The 23,344-nt window shown below is 40.0% G+C and carries 19 protein-coding genes; 1 reads left to right on the top strand and 18 read right to left on the bottom strand.

Annotated elements, in window-relative coordinates; all coding sequences use genetic code 11:
• Positions 1 to 217: 217 nt before the first annotated feature.
• From ACIQXV_RS15300 to ACIQXV_RS15235, 14 genes are all read right to left on the bottom strand, one after another.
• A complete protein-coding gene (locus ACIQXV_RS15300; RefSeq protein WP_402960080.1) occupies positions 218 to 433 on the bottom strand; it encodes a helix-turn-helix domain-containing protein in 216 nt (71 codons plus the stop codon).
• Between the two features lie 144 nt (positions 434 to 577).
• Positions 578 to 1,690 carry a CapA family protein gene (locus ACIQXV_RS15295; protein WP_402960079.1) on the bottom strand — a complete coding sequence of 371 codons (1,113 nt, stop codon included), beginning with the start codon at positions 1,688 to 1,690 and terminating at the stop codon, positions 578 to 580.
• A gap of 37 nt (positions 1,691 to 1,727) precedes the next feature.
• Complete coding sequence (locus ACIQXV_RS15290; protein WP_402960078.1) at positions 1,728 to 3,092, bottom strand: amidase; 1,365 nt, start codon at positions 3,090 to 3,092, stop codon at positions 1,728 to 1,730.
• Between the two features lie 111 nt (positions 3,093 to 3,203).
• On the bottom strand, positions 3,204 to 4,967 hold the full coding sequence (locus ACIQXV_RS15285) for a M28 family peptidase (RefSeq protein ID WP_402960077.1): 1,764 nt from the start codon (positions 4,965 to 4,967) through the stop codon (positions 3,204 to 3,206).
• 154 nt (positions 4,968 to 5,121) lie between these two features.
• Entirely contained in the window at positions 5,122 to 7,182 is a 2,061-nt protein-coding gene (locus ACIQXV_RS15280; RefSeq protein WP_402960076.1) for a sigma-54 interaction domain-containing protein, read from the bottom strand.
• A gap of 124 nt (positions 7,183 to 7,306) precedes the next feature.
• Positions 7,307 to 8,410 carry a zinc-binding dehydrogenase gene (locus ACIQXV_RS15275; RefSeq protein WP_402960075.1) on the bottom strand — a complete coding sequence of 368 codons (1,104 nt, stop codon included), beginning with the start codon at positions 8,408 to 8,410 and terminating at the stop codon, positions 7,307 to 7,309.
• 33 nt (positions 8,411 to 8,443) lie between these two features.
• On the bottom strand, positions 8,444 to 9,799 hold the full coding sequence (locus ACIQXV_RS15270) for an amidase (RefSeq protein ID WP_402960074.1): 1,356 nt from the start codon (positions 9,797 to 9,799) through the stop codon (positions 8,444 to 8,446).
• A 16-nt stretch (positions 9,800 to 9,815) separates the two neighbouring features.
• Positions 9,816 to 11,267: a sodium:solute symporter family protein gene (locus ACIQXV_RS15265; protein ID WP_133368720.1), complete on the bottom strand. Its 1,452-nt coding sequence runs from the start codon at positions 11,265 to 11,267 to the stop codon at positions 9,816 to 9,818.
• A gap of 178 nt (positions 11,268 to 11,445) precedes the next feature.
• Positions 11,446 to 12,690, bottom strand: a complete 1,245-nt coding sequence (locus ACIQXV_RS15260) for a M20 family metallopeptidase (RefSeq protein WP_402960073.1) — start codon at positions 12,688 to 12,690, stop codon at positions 11,446 to 11,448.
• A 207-nt stretch (positions 12,691 to 12,897) separates the two neighbouring features.
• Complete coding sequence (locus tag ACIQXV_RS15255; RefSeq protein WP_402960072.1) at positions 12,898 to 14,325, bottom strand: sodium:solute symporter family protein; 1,428 nt, start codon at positions 14,323 to 14,325, stop codon at positions 12,898 to 12,900.
• 110 nt (positions 14,326 to 14,435) lie between these two features.
• On the bottom strand, positions 14,436 to 15,119 hold the full coding sequence (locus ACIQXV_RS15250; protein WP_402960071.1) for a hypothetical protein: 684 nt from the start codon (positions 15,117 to 15,119) through the stop codon (positions 14,436 to 14,438).
• Positions 15,120 to 15,227: 108 nt separating this feature from the next.
• Positions 15,228 to 16,427, bottom strand: coding sequence for an MFS transporter (locus ACIQXV_RS15245; protein ID WP_402960070.1), 1,200 nt, complete (start codon positions 16,425 to 16,427; stop codon positions 15,228 to 15,230).
• 4 nt (positions 16,428 to 16,431) lie between these two features.
• The gene (locus ACIQXV_RS15240) at positions 16,432 to 17,517 is read right to left on the bottom strand and encodes a mandelate racemase/muconate lactonizing enzyme family protein (RefSeq protein WP_402960069.1); all 1,086 of its coding nucleotides are present in this window, start codon (positions 17,515 to 17,517) and stop codon (positions 16,432 to 16,434) included.
• Positions 17,518 to 17,646: 129 nt separating this feature from the next.
• Complete coding sequence (locus tag ACIQXV_RS15235) at positions 17,647 to 18,429, bottom strand: aspartate/glutamate racemase family protein (protein WP_402960068.1); 783 nt, start codon at positions 18,427 to 18,429, stop codon at positions 17,647 to 17,649.
• Between the two features lie 133 nt (positions 18,430 to 18,562).
• On the opposite strand from ACIQXV_RS15235, the gene ACIQXV_RS15230 reads away from it, so the two are divergent.
• On the top strand, positions 18,563 to 19,783 hold the full coding sequence (locus ACIQXV_RS15230) for an MFS transporter (RefSeq protein WP_402960067.1): 1,221 nt from the start codon (positions 18,563 to 18,565) through the stop codon (positions 19,781 to 19,783).
• Positions 19,784 to 19,828: 45 nt separating this feature from the next.
• Here ACIQXV_RS15230 and ACIQXV_RS15225 read toward each other — a convergent pair whose 3' ends face one another.
• The 4 genes from ACIQXV_RS15225 to ACIQXV_RS15210 are packed head-to-tail and all read right to left on the bottom strand — an operon-like array spanning position 19,829 to position 23,257.
• Positions 19,829 to 21,574: a M28 family peptidase gene (locus ACIQXV_RS15225; protein WP_402960066.1), complete on the bottom strand. Its 1,746-nt coding sequence runs from the start codon at positions 21,572 to 21,574 to the stop codon at positions 19,829 to 19,831.
• Between the two features lie 18 nt (positions 21,575 to 21,592).
• A complete protein-coding gene (locus ACIQXV_RS15220) occupies positions 21,593 to 22,567 on the bottom strand; it encodes a M20 family metallopeptidase (RefSeq protein ID WP_402960250.1) in 975 nt (324 codons plus the stop codon).
• Positions 22,568 to 22,588: 21 nt separating this feature from the next.
• Complete coding sequence (locus ACIQXV_RS15215) at positions 22,589 to 22,735, bottom strand: hypothetical protein (RefSeq protein ID WP_402960065.1); 147 nt, start codon at positions 22,733 to 22,735, stop codon at positions 22,589 to 22,591.
• A 24-nt stretch (positions 22,736 to 22,759) separates the two neighbouring features.
• Positions 22,760 to 23,257 (bottom strand): Lrp/AsnC family transcriptional regulator, encoded by a 498-nt coding sequence (locus tag ACIQXV_RS15210; protein ID WP_402960064.1) that lies wholly within the window; start codon positions 23,255 to 23,257, stop codon positions 22,760 to 22,762.
• Positions 23,258 to 23,344: the final 87 nt, after the last annotated feature.

Genomic DNA, 23,344 nt, shown 5'->3' with positions numbered 1-23,344 from the left:
AACTCATTAACTTTATATTTCTTCTTCCACCGATAATACGTTGCCTTAGGAATGCCTAAGACACTAAGAATATCGATTACTTTAAACTTGGATGAGAGATCTCTACTACTTGTACAACTATTTGCGGCTTCAACTCCTTTCGATCTCCTGGTACTTTTTTAAGATGCCAATCGAGCCTCTAACTGTTTATTCTATAGTTTCAATTGTTCAAGCTCACTCATTCCTCCGTTCCCTTACCGTAGGAATATTGTTTTCCCACTTGTTGAGAAAACCAATAGGTTTGACCTGTTTTGTACCATCTCATCCATGATTTAATTTGGGGCTTATTTTTTATCCCAAGCTGCTCCATAATTTCTTTGTTTGTCTTTCCAGCTTGTTTCATCTTAATCGCTTCCCACTTTATTTCTTCTGGGTAATGTACTCTCGTGCTCATAGAAAAACACCCTTCTAAGAATCATATTGTATAAATTCGATTCAGGGGGTGTTTTATCCTTGTCTCATTTATCTGGGTCTCTCCAAATCATTAGTCGGTTTGTTTTTATATTAGAAATCATGCATTCAAATTTTAGGCAGTGTTTTAATTATTGCTATTCCACACAACTTTATTATCTTCGATTACTGTTACTGTACCACGTTGATTATTAAACTCATTTAATCGCCTGGCAATGTCTAAACAATCTTGGTTACTAGTTTCAATTGGTTCACCAATTTCACTGATTACTGCTGGATGGATCGTAACCCGTTCAACACTAAGTCTTTTATTAGAAGTAGTTAGTTTGATTTCTGCAATACAGCTTTGGCGGTTTTCTGGGAGCTTAGGAGGGAATTTAATGGTACAGGAAGACATATCCAGCCCTACTCCTGAGTATTCGTAATGAGAAATGTAGTTTCCAAGACTGTAAAGCACAGGCAATTCTTTTTCATCTTTGCCTTTGAATGCTTCCATTCCATATGGAGCATGTGCATGGTGCCCAAGTATAATATCGACACCAGCATTGGCTGCACGTTGCGCAATAATTGGTTGATATTCTGCAATCACACCTTGATATGGAACACACCACTGAGGCGGTACACCCCAATGAAGAGCTAATATAACGAAATCTGCTTCCCTATTCGCCTCCTCAATCACTTTTTCAAGTAATACTAGATCTTCCTCAAACGGTACTGATTTAATATACGGAGCTGTTCCAGGCTGCTCCAAATCAAGACTTGGTCCTAATTCATAGAAGGATGTAACCCTTACACCCGCTATATCTGGACGATTGTGCATGGCCTGGAATCCTGGTGACAGCGTTGTGGCCCAAGATAGGAATGCAATTCTATAATCGCCTGCATGAAAATATACAGGTTTAATGGCTTCTTCTAGATTCCGGCCACCTCCAGCATAGCTTACGCCAATTCGATCCAGTTCTTCTTGTGTTTGAAAAAGTCCCTCTGGGCCCCAGTCCATCGTGTGATTATTAGCAATCGAAACGGCTGTTGGATTCAACTCTTTCAACCATTCCCCTGCTTCTATTGGCTGTTGCAATCGAAATTGCTTATCAGCAGGAGCACCCGGTGTATGCATGATTGGCGACTCCAGATTTCCAATCCGAATATCCGCAGCATCCCATACACCCCTAAATAATTCCTTTCCAACTTTCTGCGATAGAGTAATATCACCTACAGCAGCAATAGTGATTGATGACATATGGACAACCCCCAATAAATTTTTGAAAAATGCGCCCTTAAATGAGCGGGCGTTTATATCCTCCATTGGCTGTTTGGAATGTATCGGCGATGCGATAAATGGTTGCTTCATCATGGTGACGCCCAATGAACTGAAGACCTACAGGTAAGTTTTCCGATGCCGTTAGACCTGCGGACACCGTTAATGCAGGATTGCCGGCAATGTTAAACGGAATGGTTCGTTGGAGATAATCATATGTTGTATCTTCAAATGAAGGATCACGTTCCGTTGCAGGACTTGGTGAGGTTGGGCAAACAAGTACATCGAAACGATCGAATAGATTGTCGATTTTTTCAGCAAACTTTCTTTTCTTAGCAAGTGCTTGTATATAACTTACAGCTGGAACCTTGAATCCTTCCGCCAAAACGATCTTGGTGCCTTCTGCGTAATCGACTGCACGTTCTGGATACCACTTCTGATGATGGAAAGATCCTTCTGACATCAATATTGGAAGAGCGATCTCGCCTATGGTTGCAATTTCAGGTATTTCGATGTCCACAACTTCAGCACCTAATTCAGTAAGCTGATTAATCCCTGCATTCACCAGTTCTCTTACCTCTGGATGGATGGCAGATAAGTCGATTAAAGAACGGATAAATCCTACTTTCATACCTTTGATCGAACCGGTAAAAATAGAATTAAAGTTAACAGGGATAGAAGAAATACTTTCCAATACAATGGCATTGTCGCGAACCGTTCTCGTTAACGGCCCAATATGATCCAATGAATGGGATAAATGGAATAATCCCTCACGCGAAACTCTATCATAGGTAGGCTTTAAACCGACAACCCCACAAAATGAGGATGGCAGGCGGATTGAGCCCCCTGTATCGGTTCCGATCGAGGCGAACCCAATTCCGGCGGCTACGGATGATGCTGAACCTGTACTTGAGCCTCCGGAAGTTCTATTGACATCCCAGGGGTTATTACACTGACCATAATCAGGATGAACAGAACCGTAAGCAAATTCAAGCATATTGTTCTTACCAAAAATAATCGCACCTGAAGATTGCAGCGCTGTATATAGATACGCATCCTCATCTGGAACATAGTTTTGTAGAATTCTTGAGCCTAATGTCGTTTTGATTCCCCGTGTATTAAAAATATCTTTTATCGATACAGGCACACCGAACAATTTACCGACTGCTTCTCCCTTTAGAAATACTGCTTCTGCTTCTTTAGCTTTCTGGAGAGCATCTTCGGCCATCACTGTAATAAAAGCATTTAACTTAGGCTCGAGTTCATCCAAACGTTCCAAAGTTGCTTTTGTTACTTCAACCGGTGATACCTCCTTACGGCGATACATCGTTCCAATTTCATCGATTGTTTTAAATAGTAAATCTTTTGCACTTGTTATGGCCATGTGGGTTTCTCCTCATTTTGTCAGGCTGGTCTGGACGAGCCTTAAATGCTACATTCTTTCTCGTAAAAAGGAGTGTCAGCAAGCTCCTGACACTCCCAGCAGCAGACACTCTTAAGATAGTAATTCCCGGGCTTGTTGAAGGGCCCAAATGACACGGTTTTGGCCGCGAGTTAAATGAGTTTTTAAAACCTTATACTCATGAGTTCCTTCTTGTACCTGTTTAAAGTTTAAGGCAGGTGCAATGTCTGGCAGGGCTGGAACATTAAGAGCAGGATCATGCCAGAATTTCCCACGCTTTGTGAAGTTGATGGGAACAAAGATTCTCGCTAATTTTTCAATGACTTGATTTGCTTGTTTCACTACAGGGTTGCTGATTTCCAAACCTTTTAATGTGTTTGCTTTGTCATAGAATGCTAGTAAATCTTCGCGAAGTGCAGACACTTCATTTAATGCTAGAGTAAAATCAAAATTGGAGCCTGCTGCGTCCTGATAGGATTTAATCGTATTCTCAAACTCATCCGCGGTCTTCACAAAATTAAATGGATGAACCGTGCTATTAGCTGCACGTAACACCCCAGTAATATAGACTTTAATGTCCTTTAAAAGGATATCTAAATCCGCTATATGCATTAAATCTTCTTCTGTGTGCCATTCAATGTTTGCTCCACACCCGCCTACAGGATAGTAGCCTTTATCTTTTAGAAGCTCCTCTGGAATGCTGGAAGAAAGCATAAAGAATGAAGTAATACCAATGTTATTAAATGAATAATCACCTGCACGAAGTGGTCTTGATCCTTTTGAAGGAAGATTGACAGCATCCGTAATAACATCTGTACAGAATTCATCGACTTCGCTCATCCACATCATATATTCATAAGAAGTTGCCCAGCGGCATCCTGGAGAGTCACAGTTCACCTGTGCTATACAATTTTTATCTAAATCTAATCCGAATTGGTCAACGAACCAGCTCGAACCGGCATATCTGCCCGTTGAATGACCTGTCCAAACCGCAATTCGCACACTTCTCTTTAACTTGTGGCGGTAATTATAAAAAATCCGTGCCATTTCTAGTAATGCAGCATTCCCAGTAGCATTATCTCCGATTCCTTCATGCCAAGAATCTAAATGGCCATGTAGGAGAACATATTTTTCTGGTTCTTCTGTTCCTTCTATAAAAATATCGATTACTGGACATTCCATCCAGCCTTTTTCAAGATATGTCTTGAATTCAATCGTTACGCTTTCTTTTTCAATTAATGCTTTTAACTCATCGCCATCGTTTTTATTGATCGCAAGGACCGGGATGGTTGGTTCGTTATTCATGTTTTCTAAATCCGGTGCTCCCCAGATTGGTGTACATATGCCCTCGTGAATGTTTTTGCCAGGGTTGATGAAAATCATCGCATTTACTCCCTTTTCGGCAAATTCCCTTACCTTTCCTGGCATCGCATACCCTTCAGTTAGGACGATTTTTCCTTGTAAATCTCCTAAGTCGCCATCTACTGCCGTTCCGAAAATATCATTAATGCCTTTTGCATATCCAGTAGCTATGTAAACAAGCTCGCCACTGACCGAATCATCACCGGTTGCAACTGAGAAAGAAGGTGTTTTAACTCGAATTTCTTTTTCAAAGGGAGCTGTTACTTTTAGATAAGCCTTTTTTGGAACGCTTAAATATAATTCAGGGTGATGGACCTTATGAGGTACACCCCATTCTTGTAAATAATTCGTTAAGAAGTCAGCGGCAATTCTTTCATCTTCACTACCAGATTCACGAATTAACGTGCTGAATCTTTCCAGGACGGCTTTGGGAACCTCCATACTAATTTCATCAAGTAAGCTTTTCTCAAGAGCAATATTTGTAACAGTTGACATTGATTTTATCCCCTTTCTTGGATACATGGTTTCATATACTATTAATGCAAGTATTGTGCCAATTTACTAAATTACAAAAGTCGTAGAAATAAAGAACTCACCTGCGACAAAGGTTGCCTATTTAGGGTCTAATAGGCTAAAAAAGGCTGTCCTATTAGGACAGCCTTTTCATAACTTTTTCGTTTTCATTTATGATTCTTTCCATTTGTTTCATGGTATTCATACCCTTTTGGGTTAATCTGCTACCCTGGCCTTTTGTTCCAGATTGAATAAATCCCAGATCCCTCAACGTTTCCATTCTGCGCCGAACTTGTTGATCCGTTAAGAGGACTCCTTTTTCCTTAGCATACGAAACGATTTTCCCTCTGCCCATGCTCTTCCGCTCCTGCATGGCTTCAAGTAAACTACATAGTATTGTATGAAAGTCTACCAAATCTCCTTCTTTAGTCAAATGCATTAAGGTATCATCTATTATAACGGTTGGTCCCGTCCGGTGAAATTGTTCCGGTAAATCAAGAAAAGTGATAACGTTATTTTCCATCACCGTAATCATGTATTGGACCACACTTGCCAGTTCTCTTACGTTACCAGGCCAATCATAATTCACTAACTCATCCAAGACATCGTCCGATATAGCTGGAATGATTGGACAATATTCTTCAAAAAAATGAGTGATTAATTCCGGAATATCCTCTTTCCGATCTCTAAGCGGCGGGACGCGCAGCGGCAATACAAATAATCGATAATAGAGATCTTCGCGAAAGCTTCCTTCTTCGACCATTTTTTTTAAATCCTTATTTGTTGCGGCGATCACACGTACATTGACTGGGATGATGCTTCTCCCACCAACCCGCATCACTTGTTTTTCTTGCAATACGCGTAACAGCAGCGTTTGAAGGTTTTTTGGTGCATCCCCTATTTCATCGAGGAAGATGGTACCATTATGTGCTAATTCAAATAACCCCTGTTTGCCTCCTTTTACTGCACCTGTAAATGTCCCTTCTTCATATCCAAAGAGTTCGCTTTCGGCTAATGATTCTGGTAAGCCGGCAAAATTCACGGGAATAAATGGGCCGTTATGACGGAATGATAATTGATGAATAGAATGGGCAAACAATTCTTTCCCCGTTCCATTTTCCCCTAAAATTAATACAGTCCGGTCTGTTTTTGCTAGCTTATTGATAATATGCAAAATATCCTTCATTTGCTGACTTTTACCAATGATATCCGATATGGAATACTTTGAAGAAAAGCCCTTTTTTTGTATCTTCTTTCTGATTTCCTGCTCCAAAGCCTGAATCCGTGTTACATCCTGAAAAGCTGTGACGTCTCCACTATTTTTTTGATCCACTACAATGGAACTATTATTGATAATTAATTTTCTTTCGTTAAAGGATATAACATGGTTTTTTTGCGATAAATCATCATTTATGTAGGAATCCAGCTTCAATTTTGGAAGTATTTCTGATACTTTCTTTCCAATGATCTCATTCTCTGAATGATGCATACCGAGCATCGATTTTGCGGATCTGTTTATTTTTATAATCTTCTTTTCGGCATCTGTCGCAAGAATTCCATCATGTACAGTATTTAAAATCGCATCTAATTGATGATTGAGATGGGCGACCTCTTTAAAGGAATGTGAAAGGTTTCTGCTTAATTTTATGATTTCTTGAATGTATCTGGCTGACTGAATATTGGCTCGATCGATATTGATGTTTAACTTAAGTGAAAGTTCAATGAGGGTTGAAAAATCTAATGGGCGCAACCCGATATCGATCATTCTTTTTATCCCTTTTGGAACCATTTCAAGTGCCTCAGGAATAATGGCGACCTCTACTTTTTGATACGTTTTGATTCCAGGGTAATAGGGATAGAACTTTAATTCAAAACCGAAGTTTTCCAAAATTTCGATCGTTTCAGAGGCAGTGGAAGCTAAGTTATTGACTACAAGGCATTCAGTTCCTGCCGGCAAAGAGATTAATTCTTCTAGTCTTGCAATATTTATCGTCCTTCTAGCAATTAAGACTTTTTCTTCGGGGTACTGGTCGTCTTGAAGCTCTTTATTAGAGAGCAATATGATATCAACGTTTTCATAATCTTGACATTGCTCGCTTGATAAAATGGTCACTTTTCCATTAAAAAAGTCAGAAATTTGATTAAAAAACAATTTATATGTACGATTATCTTTCGTGACCGCTAAAATCTTAGGCAACCTATTCTCCCCCTAATTCAACCTATCTTAAAGGATATTTTAAAGTTTTTTGATTTTTTAGTCAATGAGGACTATTCAAAAAAATAAAAACAGCCAAGCGGCTGTTTTTACTCTTACAATTTTTTCAACTTATCTTTATTACTATTTTTCCAAAATGCTTTCTCTCTTCCAACTCTCGCTGTGCCTCAGCAATTTCCTCGAAAGGATATACTTTATGAATAGTTGGATGTAATTTTCCGTTCCAAATCAGGTTCGTCACCTGCAAGAAATCTTCCCAATTCCCCATCGGAGCGCCTAGTATTTGGCGGTGACGCTGATAGATTTCTCTTATGCTTAAATTAGGCGAATCACCAGCGGTTGCTCCGGAAAGGACCAGTTTCCCGCCCATATCCAGACACCGCAAACTTTTCCTAATGGTAGGAGCTCCTACCGCATCAAAAGCGGCACTTACCCCCTGGCCATTGGTCCATTCCATTACGTCTGCTTCCCAATCACCATTTGAATCAAACACCGCGACAGCGCCTTTTTGACGTGCTTTTTGACGTTTCTCTTCCGTACTGGCAATTCCGATTACAGTGGCGCCTGCTGCTGCCGCAATTTCCACCTGGGCCGATCCCAGACCTCCAGATGCCCCAACTACGAGGACAACGTCTGATGGATTTACCTGCGCAACCGTCATAACGCCTCTCCATGCAGTAGTGTAAACAACTGGAGCAGCTGCAGCTACTTCCGATGGAATGTGAACAGGTACAGGAATAATATTGCGTGCAGGGGCCACTACATATTCAGCCAAACCACCCCAAAAATGTTCCCCCAATATTTGATAGTCATGGCACATACTTGGTTCTCCACGTCTGCAAAAGCGGCATTCATTACAACCAATAGCAGGATTGATGATGACTCTTTCTCCTATGGCAGGTCCGCCTTTCTGTCCAGGGAGCTCTTGCCCATAATATTCAACGGTTCCGACAATATCTACACCCGATATATGCGGTAATGTGATTTCTGGGACCCCAGGTCCTTTTAAGCCCTCTCTTGCAAAAATGTCAAGGTGATTTAATGCAGTTGCCTCAACTTTAAGCAATACCTCTCCTGGACCAGGTACGGGAGTAGTGATGGATTCAAACTTTAGTACTTCTGGTCCGCCATGTGCCCTGATGACAACAGCTTTCATGGTATCAGAAACATGTTTTGGTTTGATATTATTGTTAAAATGACTTTTTAACATAGCTCCCCTCCTTCCATCGATTCATTTCTTCATTTATATTGGAGGCTGTTTGTAGCCGCCAGTAGATTGTTGGAAAGCATCTGCTACTCGGTAAATCGTTTCTTCATCATAGTATCGTCCAATGATTTGCAGCCCTACAGGCAGATTTTCTGATCCTGTATTCCCTGCTGACAAACTTAGAGCCGGATGTCCACTCATATTAAATGGAATCGTGCGCTGAGAAATATCGATATTTCCATCCTCAAAGGAAGGGTCCTTTTCAGTAGCAGGATATGGGACCGTTGGACAAATCAGCACATCCACCTGTTTTAATACTTGATCAACTGCTTCTGTGAACGCCTTTTTCTTCTCTAACGCTTCCAAATAGCTTACTGCTGTAACCTTATAACCTTCTCTTAGGTTGGCATAGGTGTTTGGAGAATAATCTTTTTCCCTCGAATCAAACCATTTTTGATGATACGTCGAAGCTTCCGCAAGGACAATAGGCATGGCAGCTTCTTCGATTGATTCAATTCCTGGAATCTCTACATCGTAAAGCTGAGCACCTAATTCCTTAAGTTGCTGAATGGCCGATACCATTAACGCAGATACTTCCGGATTCATTATAGAATCGGTTAATGATCGGATGACGCCCACTTTTATCCCGCGAATCTCTCCCCAGGAATCGACATTAAAGCGGCGGGAAGAAATGTGCTCCAGAACAATTGCATTATCTCGGACAGTCCTAGTTAGCGGCCCGATATGGTCTAAAGAATGAGATAAAGGGAACAACCCTTGTCGTGAAACCGTTTCATAGGTTGGCTTCAGCCCAACAATACCGCAAAAGGAAGATGGAACGCGGATGGAGCCTCCTGTATCCGTTCCGATTGAGGCATATCCAATCCCTACGGCAACTGACGCGCCTGACCCAGTACTGGATCCACCAGCTGTACGGCTTACATTCCACGGATTATTGCATTGACCATAATCTGGGTGTACGGACCCGTAAGCAAATTCAAGCATACTATTTTTCCCAATGATGATGGCACCATTATCCTGTAATGCACTATAAACAAAAGCATCTTCTTCTGGAACAAAGTCCTTCATAATTCTTGATCCAAGTGAAGTACGAATCCCTTTTGTCATAAAAATATCCTTCAATGATACAGGTATCCCAAATAACTTACTGGCATTTTCCCCTTTTACGAAAACCGCTTCAGCTTTTCTTGCTTTCGCCAAAGCTTGCTCACCAAGGACCGTAACAAATGCATTTAGCCTTGGCTCCAATTCCTGTAGGCGGTCTAAAGTTGCTTCCGTAATCTCGACCGGAGATACCTCTTTTTTTCTGTATAATGTACTGATTTCTTCAATTGACTTATAAAGCAATTGCTTCGTATCTGTTGAAGGCAATGTAAGTTCCTCCTTTTTATCCTGCTATTGTGTTTCCAGACTCCGATGCTTGGACATCTTTAAAAAATGGTTGTAATGCTTGTTTTGACACCGGCTTCGTTAGTAAGCTGACAAACACCATTCCTAATAGACTTACCGGTACACTGATATAAACAGGATCCAATCCAAATGGGTTGCCAAGTGATAACCAAAGTATAGCGCTGCCTATTCCGCCAACCATGGAAGTTATAGCACCAGCTTTTGTTGCCCGTTTCCAGTACAACCCTAACAAAATAGAGACTGCGAAGGATGAACCAATCAGGGCAGCTGCATTAATCCAAATTTGCTGAATTAATGGCAGCGGGTTTAACGCAAACGGTATTGGTAAAATCCCCATAATCAATACCACTATTCTGGTAATCTTTAATTGTTGTTTGTCGCTTAATTTTTTCTTCATTACATTTTTCATAATATCATGAGAGATTGAACTTCCAAGCATCAACAAAACGGCACTTACAGTAGACTGAATCGCTGCTAAAATCGCTGCTAAAAGCAATCCACCCAATACTGGCGGCAATAGATCCATGGCGATTGTAGAGCTGGCTAAATCAGGTGAAGTTAAATTAGGATATAGAACTCTTGCACTAACCCCAAGGATGGCGATAGAAACCGCTACAATTGCCTGAAAAATAAAAGATATACCTACTGCACGACGGATAGTTTTATTATCTTTTATTGAATAAAAACGAACAGCAATAATAGGATATCCGATCATCATGATAAAGAATGACAGAGCGACTGCCGTTAAAGCCGATGAAGGCATCCCGGTGGCAACAAGATTCGGATCAATCGAAGATAATGTTTCATTTAATTTACTAAAGCCCCCTGCCTTTGATACTGCAAAAGGCACCGCAATCGCAAATCCTAGAGCAAAAACAATCATTTGGAGCACGTCTGTATAAGCAATGGCAAATAACCCGCCCATTACAGTGTAAGCAATAAATATAAATGCAATAATTAATACCCCCCATGTAATAGGGATATCGAAAACAACATTTAATAAATACGATCCCCCAACTAATTCAGCAACTACTGTCATCCCATAACAAACTAATAGAATAAGAACAGAAATCACTCGGATGGCATTACTTTCATAGCGGGTTCCTAATAGGTCTGGAATGGTTAAGGCCTTATTAGAATTAAAGAATGCTTTCATTTTAGGTGCAATAAAGATGGCCATGATGACCCATGAAGCCCAAATCGCTGGCCAAATCCAAGCAAAATTATAGCCTACTTGATAGTGGAAGCCCACCGTTCCAATGGCTGTACCGGCACTCATCTGAGTAGCTGCAAGCGTCATACCTCCGACCCAGACCCCTAATTTCCCGCCAGCCGCTAAGAAATCCATTTCATTTTGGATGCGAGATTTCATGTAATATCCAATCCCAATAACAGCGAGCATATAAGCGACAAGAACAGCGATAGCCATTATTTTTTCTCCTCCTTTTTAGTGATCGCTTCGGTGACAACAAAATAGGCGATAATGAAGACACCCATAGTGATCCAAATAAACCAATTAGATGCCGATAACCCCAAAAATGTACCCATTCTTCTCCAACCCCTTTTTCAATTGTTTCTATATTCCGAAAAATCAAGATAAAATTCTGCTATTCTGTGACGAATTCTTTTGTTCCACAGAAATTTTTAGCAAGAACCGTTAAGATTTTTGTCGTTTGGATTAAATCCTCGATTTCCATGAACTCATCATAACCATGGAGATTATTGTTGTTTGTACCAGGGCCATAATTAATACCTGGGATTCCATTTTGAATAAACCAGCGTGTATCTGATTGCCCTAACATTCCTACTACAGGAAGTGTGGTTCCTGATACCTCTTGAATGGCCGATTGCAATTCCTCAATTAGAGGTGAATTCGCTTCAGTTACGGTTGGATTGGTTTGAAAATCCGGCACTCGCTCTACCTGGATGTTCATCTCTGGATCTTCCATCTGAAGCCTTTCGATCGTAGTAGATACCCGATTATAAATATCATCAAGGGTTTGTTCTGGAATCACCCGAAAGTCCACCTCAATCTCACAGGTCCCAGGGACAACATTCACCTTGGTTCCCCCATTGATAACTCCAACATTGACGGTTGTATAACTCATTCCCTCAACTTCTGAAGGTTCATTTTTTAATTGTTCTTGCAGGTTAGTTAATTCTAGTATGACTTTTGCCATTTTTTCAACGGCATTTATTCCCTTCCATTTGAAGGCTGCATGAGCAGGACGGCCTGTTGATTTAATTCTTAACTGAAGAACTCCAGCCATAGCGCGAACGATATGATTGCTGTAACCTTCCACGACCACCATATCACCGGTAACTAATCCTTGACCAGTTATATAACCTGCTCCTAGAACACCGCCAGTTTCTTCATCACAAGTAGCTGTGATCACAATATCACCGTAAAAAGGAATTTCGGATTTCTTTAACGCCACAGCAGCCATAATATAAGAAGTTAATCGCCCTTTGGAGTCTGTTGCACCTCTTCCATATACCTTACCATTAGCAATGGCTCCTGAAAAAGGCGGGTAGGTCCATTGTTCCAAGTCTCCTGCTGGAACCGTATCAATATGAGAGTTAAAAATTAAATTTTTCCCTCCTCCATTCCCCTTCATGACAGCAATAACATTTTTCCGGGGTGTTGGCAGATTTAATTTTCTCGTCTCTTCCTCAGGCACATTGACTACCTTTACCTCAAATCCTAACGATAATAGTTCCTTTTCTAGAAAGTTACAAATTTCCTCATAGTTTCCTGGTGGATTTCCACTAGGAATTTGAATCATTTTTTGCAATAGAGATACGATTTCATTACTCATCGAATCTACTACTTTTTCAATTGCTACATACATGTTTGCACCCCTTTCTCTTTACAACAATATTAATGCAAGTTCTGTGCCAATCTGTTAACAAGGTTTTTAATATTATATATTAAAGTTTCGATAGGAATTAGGTTCATTTAGGTGAGGATACACGGCCTACTTTTTAACCTAAACGAACTTATATTTGTTTCAAATGACAATTAAAAAAGGGGAAGGAATAAATCCCCCCTTGAACATTTACTTCACATCCTCAAAGAATGGCTGAAGCGCTTCTTTTGGCACAGGTTTCGTTACTAGACTAACAACAATAAATGAGACGAAACTGACCATGACTCCAGGTATAACCTCATTAATCCCCAACGGATTACCTGCTAAATACCAGAACAATGCTGTGAAGAAGCCGCCGATCATCGAAACAATGGCGCCCGCAGCTGTACCTCTTTTCCAGTTAAGGCCAAGAATCACCGTTGCAAAGAAAAAGCTCGCTGTTAAGGATGCCTGGAGAACGACTATGAATTGAACAATGTCCAACTGTCTTAAGGCCAAGAAAATAGGGATAATTCCTAGTACTAGTACCGCAATTCGGTTTACCTTCATTTTTTCACTGTCACTGGCGTTAGGCTTGATCATCGTGGCATAGAAATCATGTGAAAACGCGGAAGCAGATACCATCATAATGCCGGAAACTGTACTCATTATCGCTGAGAGGATTGCTAAAATAATCAAGGACCCCACAACTGGCGGAAGTATATTAATGGCCATGATGGTAGAAGCAATATCAGGTGTAGGCATATATGGGAAGAGTGCTCGAATGGCCATGCCTGCTGCTGCTACAGAAATACCAACAACTGCTTGGAAAACAAATGAAAAGCCGATTGCTAATTTAACGGTTTTCCTATCTCTTAATGTATACATTCTTGCTAACTCATATGGCGCTGCGGCCATTGCAAACCCAAAGGCTGCACCAAAACCAAGCAACTCCTTAAAACCGAAATGCCAGCTTAACATATTAGGACTAAATTCGGCTAAGAAATTCCCGACAAATTCTGTTCCACCTGCTTGATTAAAGAGCAATGGAAGGGCAGCAAAAAAGCAGCCGGCCATAATAATCGCCTGAACGAAATCACTATAAGCTGTAGCTCTCATTCCGCCAATCATCGTATAAAGTAAAGTGATCCCAACGGTTATGATCGCTCCCCAGATGAACGGAATTCCGAATAGTGTCTGAAAAATATTTCCTCCTGCTTGGTACTGTGCAGTTAGGTAAACGGTATAGGCTACTAATATTAAAAGGGCTGATATTCCCCGAGCCGCTTTACTATTAAATCTAGTACCTACGTAGTCAGGTACCGTTAACCCTTTAAAAGATTGAAACTTAGGGCCGACCAGGGTAGCCGCAATTAACCAGCCGAACCAAAGTCCAGCCCAAATCCAAAGGAAGCTCCCGCCAGTTAAGTAATGTATACCAAGTGTTCCTACAAATGTACCTGCACTCATTTGTGTAGCTGCAAATGCTGCACCACCGACTAATGGCCCAATGGATCTTCCTGCTACCAAGAAATCCTCTGTACCTTTGTTCTTTGTTCCCGACCAGATTCCGATACCAAGAATGACGGCAAAATATAAAACCAACACCACATAAAACGTCGTACTTACTTCAAACATTCACGATCCCCTCCTTTTATTTATTTTTTTCACTTTTAACAGCCCATAGGAAATACCCAGCAATCCAAACAACGGTATAGAGGACAAAAAAGGTAAAGGGAGCACCAAGATTAAACATTTACTACTTCACCACCCTTACTTTTTCTTTCACTAATGATCCAAGCCAAAATAATTCCCAAGATGACAGCCAATCCGAAAAAGGTATATAGATTCGAGGTTGTAAATAATCCTGCAGGGGAAGAACCTGTTTCAAGATTTACGTAACTTGGAACGTTCATCATATCCTCGTTGACCATCCCCGAATCTCCAGAATCAATGATTGGGAATGATTCATGCAGATATTTCCCCTTTGGCAGATTGATATTTAATGAGACTACATTACCATCTCCAGCTGTATTAACAGCCGGTACGACAAATGGAATTTTCTCATTTCTCGTATCTGAAAATTGATAACTTACCGTATAGGTAAATTCTCCTTTACTGCCTTCAGGTAGAGATACTAGTACTCTATTAACAGAATTTCCTTCGTTTAACTCATAGGTAAGCTCTTGATCCTCTCCATTAATCACTAAATCTTCAAACCGCGCACCCCCGATTTTGGTTAGGATATGCTCTAATGTTCCCTCAGGGATTGCTTCGGAGTTGGCGATCGTTATTTTTTCCGTTACTTTAATAACATCTTCATACATAACTTCAAGGTTTGCGCTTTTTAAAACCGGCGTTGCTTCTTCTGCCGAAACGGTATTAATTGAAAGCAGCATCACGCCGAATAGCAACATGATTATTCTTTTCATTTCACTTTCCCCCTTCATTTCGCTTTTGATGGTTTCGAGAATCCTAGTATCTTTTCTTGACACCAAATTCTGTTAGTTATGAATAATCTGGAAACTAATTCTAAAAAATTAAATACTAATTTCTTTCTCTGATTCTATGACTTGATGATTTTCAAGCTCACCGAAAGTGAACATAATTCGAATCAGACAAGCAATAAAACTGACAATCCAGATTATTTGGAAACTCCCGAAAGTATCATAGAGCATACCAAATACATACCCAGAAATCGCTGATCCTAATTGACCAACCGTGTTCATGATACTAATAAGCGATCCCGCGCTACTAATATGAACCATTTCAGTGGCGAGAGTCAGCATCGGGGCTAAAGACCATGAAATAGCGATGCCAATCACAAAAGCAGTACAATATATCCCCGTGTCGTTTAGGAATATCAACCATAAACAACATCCTGCCGCTAAGATCGAACCGATGATGAGAGTTGATTTTCTTTGCCCTACTATATCAGAAAGTTTACCTGAAAGAGGGGCTCCGATGATTTGAGCGATCATCATAATCGCCATGATCAGACCGGTCTCTTGCTTCGTATATCCCATAGCCGCTTCCAAATAGGTGGGCATCCAAGCCAGAAAGCCATAAAGTCCAAATAAGCCAAAAAAGGAAATTCCCAAAAGACGGTGGATTTTTTTATCTTTAAACAAATTCAAGAAAACCCTGGGCTGGACTTCTTTCTTTCCCTGTATTTCTGATTTGATTTTACCCTTTGGCACCTTTAGGAATAGCAGCAATGTTGGCAAAAGGAGAATAGATAACATAAGAAATAATGTGTTCCATTCTACATAGATTGATAGAATCGGAAAAACAGTTAAAGTTAATAACGATCCAGCAGCTGCGGCACCTTCTAGTATGCCAATGCTTAATCCCCGTTTTTCTCTAGGGCTATGGATTGAAATTAGTTTTATCGCTGGAGAAAAGATCATGGCTGCTGAAGCCCCCATATTAAACCTTAAAATAAGGGCCAGATAAAGTGAATGCGTCATTGAAAAGATCATCGATGAAATCATCATTAGGGACAATCCTAGCACGATTAACGATACAGGTGAATATCGGTCTGCAAGAGTTCCTGCAGGAATTTGGAAAATTGCGTATCCAAGCAAAAAGGAAGATAAAAGCCCTCCTACTTCAGTAAATCCTACATGATACATATCTTTTAGATCGACCAGAAAAGGAACGACTTCCATTCGATGAGATAGAGCTAAAAAATGAATAAAACTGACGAAACAGACCATGAACCATTGAAATTTATTCAAGGTACTACTCCTCCATAATCTCATCGAAAATATCTTCCATCCCGAATCCAATACCCTTCGGTATATCCATCACTCCCTTAATCTCTACCACTCCAAAAGGGTCGTCCTTTAAATAATAAGGACCAACCATTTCATGCGAGTAGTTCCCAGGTAAAATAGTGGAAAGATGGAGACTTGCACATGTTCCAAGCAAAGTATCCCATGGACTGATTAACACACATTGAAGACCTATCGCTTCTAAAAATTGCGCGATTTGAACAGATGGTGTGATACCACCGCATTTGATTAGCTTAATACCGATCAGGTCGATGGCTTCCTTTTTTCCAAGCTCATACACATCCTTTAACGTATGGGCACTCTCGTCGGCCATGATGGGAATAGATGTTGCACTTCTAATTTGTCTTAATCCATCATGATCCCATCCGGGGACTGGTTGTTCAATGTAATCAATCTTATATGGTTCGATTTCTTTAATCACCTGGACGGCCGTTTTCACTTTATATCCCTGATTTGCATCAATTCTTAAATGAATGGCTGGACCTATCGCCTGTCGAATTTGAGAAATGGCTTCGATATCTTTTCGAAAGTCGCTGCCAATTTTAATTTTCAGCGTATCAAAACCAGCTTCCGCCATTTCTTTTGCAGCTTTTGCCATTTCCTCTGGGAATTCATCCCCTAATACGTAGGCAACTCTGACAGGCTGTTTCCTTTCACCACCTAAAAGCTCATATACGGGAGTTTTCAACCTTTTTCCTTGAACATCCCATAAAGCAATATCAATAGCCGACTTTGCACCAGTTGCATTCCCGAGAATGATTCCCATTGAATGATGTATTTCTCTTACCGAATAAACCGGTTTTCCAATAATGGCAGGGCCGAGTTTTTTTTCCACTAACGCCTTCATTGTTTCAACAGTCTCTCCAGTGAAAAAAGGTAATTCGGATGCTTCCCCAAGACCTGTCAATCCTGTGTTGGTGGTGATTCGAACAATAAGATGGGATTGATATGGAGGCATTTTCCCATATGTCATTTTAAAAGGGACCTTAAATGGTGTTCGTACGATCTTTGCCTCTACCTTTGTAATGTACAAAAAGCTTCCTCCTACCTCAGAAATGGAAAATGTAAAATCATGATCTTTTATTTTGGAGTATTAGGTTGTTTTAGGGTTGATTAGACTTTTTAATAATAACCTTTTTCTTGAAATAATAAGGTTATTCCATTATTGGACGATTTTGTTTTTCTTCACAAGCAAGTCTTTAGAAGAAGTAACCGTTCCTGTTGAAATCTTCGGCGGTGTAAAATAGGCAAGCTTGGAGTGTGATAGCCCTGCTCCAACCAATGCTTCGGCCATCTTTAATGAGGTTTTGCCAGGATTGATAACAGGCACACCTAGTGCTTTAGACATTTCTTCTGCAACATTGAGGAAGCCCATTGACATACAGCCTAATACCAACGTATCTGCCCGGTCTTCATGAATCGCTTTTTTCCCCTCTTCAATTAGCTTTTGGATCGTTCTTTCACGGTCGTTGGCAAGTTCGAGAACAGGTGTATTTATGGCACGCACGGATGCTAGCTTCTTACCAACCCCTGCTTTTTCCACTAGGTGATGCAGTGGATTTATAATGCTATTTGTAACGGTTATGATTGAAAATCGGTAACCACACATTGCTGCCGCCATTACACCCGCTTCGCCAGGTCCCACTACCACCATTTTTCCCGTTACTTCTCTAACTGCATCCAAACCTGGGTCTCCATAACAACCTAAAATGGCTGCATCATACCCTTTTTTCTCCATCTCCAACATAAGATCTACAGTATTTGGTATACTTAGGTATTCCTCATAAAGAGATTCAATGGACGCAGGGCCTTCATCTACATCGACGATATCAACATGTGTACCAGGCGCTGCATAGGAGCGCAGGATTTCTAATCTTCTCTCCATTTCTTGACGTCCTGGTTCCGTCCTACTTATCGGTCCTGGCAGTACATAAACTATTTTCATTGTCATTCCTCCTTTTACGTTTTCGTTAGTAATACTTGCAAGTTCTATGCCAGTTTTAGGACATCAAGTTCGATTGGCATAAAAATTGCATTTTAATATGATGAACAGTAGAAATACAAAGGTTGTGAAGCACATGAAACAAGATCTCAATTTCTATATCAAAGAAAAAACAAGCCAATTCTGGAAGGCTACTATAGCACTAAGTTTCGGTTCTTTCCTCGTATTTTCAAATTTACATTTTACACAGCCGTTACTTCCGTTAATATCCAGAGAATTTGAAGTTTCTCCTGCAATGGCAAGTTTAACCGTTTCGCTTGTAACATTGTCATTGAGTTTGTTTTTATTATTTGCTGGCCCTTTGTCTGACCATATCGGCCGAAAAAACTTAATGTCTTTCGGGCTTTTGTCATCATCTTTATTTTCCCTTGCGATCTTTTTTGTTTCGGACTTCTGGTTCCTTCTAATTTTACGAACATTCCAAGGGGTCACATTAGCTTGTTTGCCGGCTATTGCTTATGCCTACATTGCAGAAGAATTCGAAAAAAGAGCTATAGGAGTTGCAATCGGTCTTTATATTAGCGGAAACACCATTGGGGGAATGTGCGGGAGAATCATCGGTGGATTCACGTCTGATTTATGGGGATGGCGATACGCCTATCTAACAATGGGGTTGATAGGTATTTTCTGTTTTCTGTTATTTGTTTTTTATTTACCTAAATCAAAACATTTTTCCCCCAACTCTTTGGAGCTTAAGGAGGTTTTAGGGCATTTTATTATCCATCTAAAGAATCGCGAACTAAGATCGGCGTATTATATTGCTGGAATCATCTTTTTTATTTTCATGGGGTTGTTTAATTATTTATCCTACCATCTACACGGGGCACCGTATCATTTATCTTCCAGCATAATCGGTCTATTATTTCTATCCTACCTTGCTGGAACATTTAGCTCGACATTTTCCGGGAAACTGGATGCCGTTATGAGTATTCCTAATCGGATGTGTGCAGGTCTCCTCATTATGTTAGTCGGTGTTTTGCTAACGCTTTTTAGTTCGCTTTTAATGATTTTAATCGGTCTTATCATTGTCTGTTTTGGTTTTTTCTTCGTACATGCAGCTGCAACAAACTGGGTAAGTATCCTAGCGAAAGAGGCAAAAGGAAGTGCCTCCTCTCTCTACTTATTTTTCTATTATGCAGGAGGAAGCCTGGGGAGTTATGTCTTAGGTTTTGTTTGGGAGTATTTTGGGTGGTATGCAATTGTAACGGTAACCATCTTGTTACTATTGGTGGGTTTAAAAATAACCCTTGGAATGGTCGCCGTACAAAAGAATGAAAAGTTAAAAATGACTTTGTAAAAAGGGAGAAATGGATCGACCATTCTCCCTTTTTTATATCATTATTTACTTATTTATTTGCTCAACGGCGAGGTTAACGGTCCGGGTTGCTTCTAATAGGGCATAGTTTACTTTATTGAGATTGCGTTTTAATTCGGTTAGAACTAAATGATATTGATGACTTCCTACCTCTAAGTCTGCTAATTTCTCACAATTCGCTAGTAACGGGATTGGAGGCTGCTTTAATGCTGTATCATGGTTGAATATGTCCCCTTTTACATAATTAAGGGGAACTAAAATATTGGAAAGTTGTTTTAATGTTTTGTTAGCATGAGTAACTTGTGGGTCTGTAAGTGTTGCTAACAAACTGCCAAACTGTGTTAAGTTATTTTTCAATTCCTCGATACGGTTATTTGTAATACTAAAATTCAGGTGGTCATTTGTTTTGCTTTGATAGTCCTTTATGCATGTTTCCAATTCTTCGACCGTTGCTAATTGGTTAACAGGTAAAATCTCAGTAGTACATGCTTCATACACGATAGATAAATAAATTTTGCAATCACGGACAAGATTTTCTGGAGAAATCTTGTCAAGTGTATCTTCTGTTGTATGCCACCACCAGCCAAATCCACCGGCTTTTCCTGCTCCAAATAATTGAGAAAACGCTTCTGATGCTGGATTATTGGACTGAGGCTGTTCAGATAACCCCATAAAAAGTGACGGAACACCAGGGCCCCAGAAGGATTGATCCCCTGCTCTGCCAAATCGTGATCCTTCAAACTCATCTCCGGTTAGTTCCTTAATAGACCGTTTAGCAAGATCCCTAGTCTCAGCCATACAATTAGCCTCTGTTAATATCGTTGCTCCTTTGCCGCCAACTGAATCAATATTAATATGAAGAACACAATTTTCGTGAAGGTCTTCCCAATGTTCATCACAATACAAAGCAGAACCTGCATAACGGCCATGCGAGTGGCCTGACCAGAAGGCAAGCTTTAAGCTGCGACGAAGATTGTCTTTATTTAGGGCAAGTATTCGTGCAACTTCCAACATCGTTGCATTTGCTGTTCCATTATCCATTACCCCATAATGCCATGAATCAATATGGCCGCTAAATAATATAAAATGATCATTCTCGTCATTACCTGGAATCTCAGCAGTTAAAGTTGGAATTTTTCTCCATCCAGTATCAACCTTAGTTTTTAGCCATCCTTGACAATTGGTGTGATTTTTTACATTGCTTTTCATCTTTTGTCCATCATGAAAATTTACCGATACAACTGGAATCTTTGGCAAATTGTCATAAGTATGAGGTGTGGGGTTTCCCCATACTGGTGAAACGATCATTTCATGCGTATATTCAGCATTTATAAAGATAATTGCTTTTGCTCCTGCTTGCTGAGCCTGAAGTACCGCTCCTGGAATAGCGAGACCATCTAACAGGACTATTTTTCCGCTAACAGGATTTTTTTGATAGTCTACACTTACTGACTTACCTGAATACACAATTTCCCCTTCTAACCCTGTTTCATCCGTAGAAACGGCCATTGAATGAGTAATGGCAGGAAAGCTTTGACCGTTAACCTTTAGCTCCGTTTTTCCTGGAAGACTAATGTAAGCATCATTAAATGTTAACTCTGTTGTTAAGCCAGATTCTTCAAGCTTTGATTTTGCATAATAAAAGGCACGGAGCTCTTCCTCCGTTCCTGATAGACGAATTTCTGAAGCAATGTTTTGAGTATATTCCATTAATAGATCCTGATTTACTTCCTCAAGCATTTGGCTTTTAATAGATTCTAAATTGACCTTCATCAAAAATCCCCCTATTGGTTAATTTGCTAACTCCTTGATCAACAAAGCTACTAATGCACTTCTTTTCGGCATTTGAGAAATAATGATATGTTCATTAAGAGCATGTGCCCCGTCACCAACTGCACCTAAACCATCCAGGGTTGGAGCAAACGGTGCTGTAAAGTTCCCGTCACTTCCTCCACCTGTTTCTTTCTCTTCCAATTTAAAACCCAGATTTTCCTGGGCCACTTTCTTTGCCATGTTAAAAAGTGAAATAACTTGATCTGTTCGTTCAAATGGCGGTCGATTAATACCGCCGGCTACTCTAACTTCTACACCAGCCATACTTGGCTTCAGATTTTTGATGATTGGTATGATCCGGTCAAATTCTGCTTTCGTTTTAACACGTAAATCGATATCTGCTTCCGCTTCTGCTGCAATGACATTCACGGTTGTTCCACCTGTGATTTTGCCTATATTGACGGTGGTTCCTTTACTATAATCAGTTAATTCATGTAAATAAGTTACTTGTTTGCTTAATTCAAGAATAGCGCTTATTCCTTTTTCAGGTTCCACTCCGGCATGAGCTGCTCTACCTTTAATATTTAATTTGAATATTCCTACACCTTTTCTAGCAGTCTTTAATGCGCCTTGCCTCGATATTGCTGGTTCTAATACCAACACGTATTTACTTTTTTTTGCTTCTTCTTCTATTAGTTTTTGAGAGGATGGGCTTCCCAACTCTTCATCAGATGTACATAGAAAAACGACCTTTTTGTTTAATTGTGCATTTGTTTCTTTTAGTGCCCACAGTGCATATAACCCCTGGACAATACCGCCTTTCATATCAAAGACTCCTGGTCCATAGGCGATATCTCCTTCAGTTTTAAAAGGGATTTTTTCTACAATATCCCCTTTTTGCCAAACTGTATCATAGTGTGCTAGGAGCAGAATTTGTTCATCATCATCTCCAAATTCCCCTCTGACATGATTACCAAAAAGCTCATTTTGAATAATGTATGATTTCCCAGAAGTTTATTTTTCAAATAATTCAGCAATGAAAATAGCCAGTACATCAGTTAATACTTTATCCCGAGTAGGTGATTCTTTTTCTACTATTTGTTTTAATGTCTCAAGCATCTCCGCTTGATTTTCCTTTAGAATTTCGACGAGATCGTTCATAGTAGCCCCCTTTTCTGATTCTAATTATTGAGAAGATTGTGAACCAACTTCCCAATCATAGCTCTGCTTAAAGATTTCCAAAATCAACGAAGATTCTATCGATTCAATACCATCGATTGGGCTAATGCCATTCTTCATAACCCGATAAAGTTCCTCATTCGAGGACGTAATTACTTCCACATATAAGTCATAGACACCCGTTGCGGCGGCTACAAAACGGACCTCAGGGATCGCAACTAGTTTTTTTATAACATGGTCTAATTTTTGAAGACGCACCTTCATTCCAAAGATGGTCACACTAGGACTTCCTGTCTTAAATGGATTGACTACACCTACAATTTTAAGAATTTGGTTTTCTATCAGTCTTTGAACTCTGTTTCTGACGGTCCCGACAGTAATACCTAATTCCTCCGAAATCTCAGTATAGGAAGTTCTGCCATCCGTTTGTAACCTTTTAATGATGTCGAAATCTAGTTCATCCAAATTCAGTGGGGCTTCTTCAACCTTTTTAATGGAACTCATCCTCCTCTAAAAATTCAAAATTTTCATTTAATTACATAATAAATTATAAATTTTTCAATATCAATTATTATTTTTTATTATTTTTTT

The organism is Neobacillus sp. NPDC097160, assembly GCF_044762155.1.
Taxonomy (GTDB): Bacteria; Bacillota; Bacilli; order Bacillales; family Cytobacillaceae; genus Neobacillus.
Note: the sequence above shows the minus strand (reverse complement) of the source record. Positions and strands in the feature narration are given on the sequence as shown.

Excerpts from the sequence above, each read along its gene's own strand:
- ACIQXV_RS15260 (WP_402960073.1), bottom strand. The coding sequence starts at position 12,690 with ATGTATGTAGCAATTGAAAAAGTAGTAGATTCGATGAGTAATGAAATC.
- ACIQXV_RS15210 (WP_402960064.1), bottom strand. The coding sequence starts at position 23,257 with ATGAGTTCCATTAAAAAGGTTGAAGAAGCCCCACTGAATTTGGATGAA.
- ACIQXV_RS15275 (WP_402960075.1), bottom strand. The coding sequence starts at position 8,410 with ATGTTAAAAAGTCATTTTAACAATAATATCAAACCAAAACATGTTTCT.
- ACIQXV_RS15235 (WP_402960068.1), bottom strand. The coding sequence starts at position 18,429 with ATGAAAATAGTTTATGTACTGCCAGGACCGATAAGTAGGACGGAACCA.
- ACIQXV_RS15285 (WP_402960077.1), bottom strand. The coding sequence starts at position 4,967 with ATGTCAACTGTTACAAATATTGCTCTTGAGAAAAGCTTACTTGATGAA.
- ACIQXV_RS15300 (WP_402960080.1), bottom strand. The coding sequence starts at position 433 with ATGAGCACGAGAGTACATTACCCAGAAGAAATAAAGTGGGAAGCGATT.
- ACIQXV_RS15295 (WP_402960079.1), bottom strand. The coding sequence starts at position 1,690 with ATGTCATCAATCACTATTGCTGCTGTAGGTGATATTACTCTATCGCAG.
- ACIQXV_RS15225 (WP_402960066.1), bottom strand. The coding sequence starts at position 21,574 with ATGAAGGTCAATTTAGAATCTATTAAAAGCCAAATGCTTGAGGAAGTA.
- ACIQXV_RS15265 (WP_133368720.1), bottom strand. The coding sequence starts at position 11,267 with ATGGCTATCGCTGTTCTTGTCGCTTATATGCTCGCTGTTATTGGGATT.
- ACIQXV_RS15255 (WP_402960072.1), bottom strand. The coding sequence starts at position 14,325 with ATGTTTGAAGTAAGTACGACGTTTTATGTGGTGTTGGTTTTATATTTT.
- ACIQXV_RS15215 (WP_402960065.1), bottom strand. The coding sequence starts at position 22,735 with ATGAACGATCTCGTCGAAATTCTAAAGGAAAATCAAGCGGAGATGCTT.
- ACIQXV_RS15230 (WP_402960067.1), top strand. The coding sequence starts at position 18,563 with ATGAAACAAGATCTCAATTTCTATATCAAAGAAAAAACAAGCCAATTC.
- ACIQXV_RS15250 (WP_402960071.1), bottom strand. The coding sequence starts at position 15,119 with ATGAAAAGAATAATCATGTTGCTATTCGGCGTGATGCTGCTTTCAATT.
- ACIQXV_RS15290 (WP_402960078.1), bottom strand. The coding sequence starts at position 3,092 with ATGGCCATAACAAGTGCAAAAGATTTACTATTTAAAACAATCGATGAA.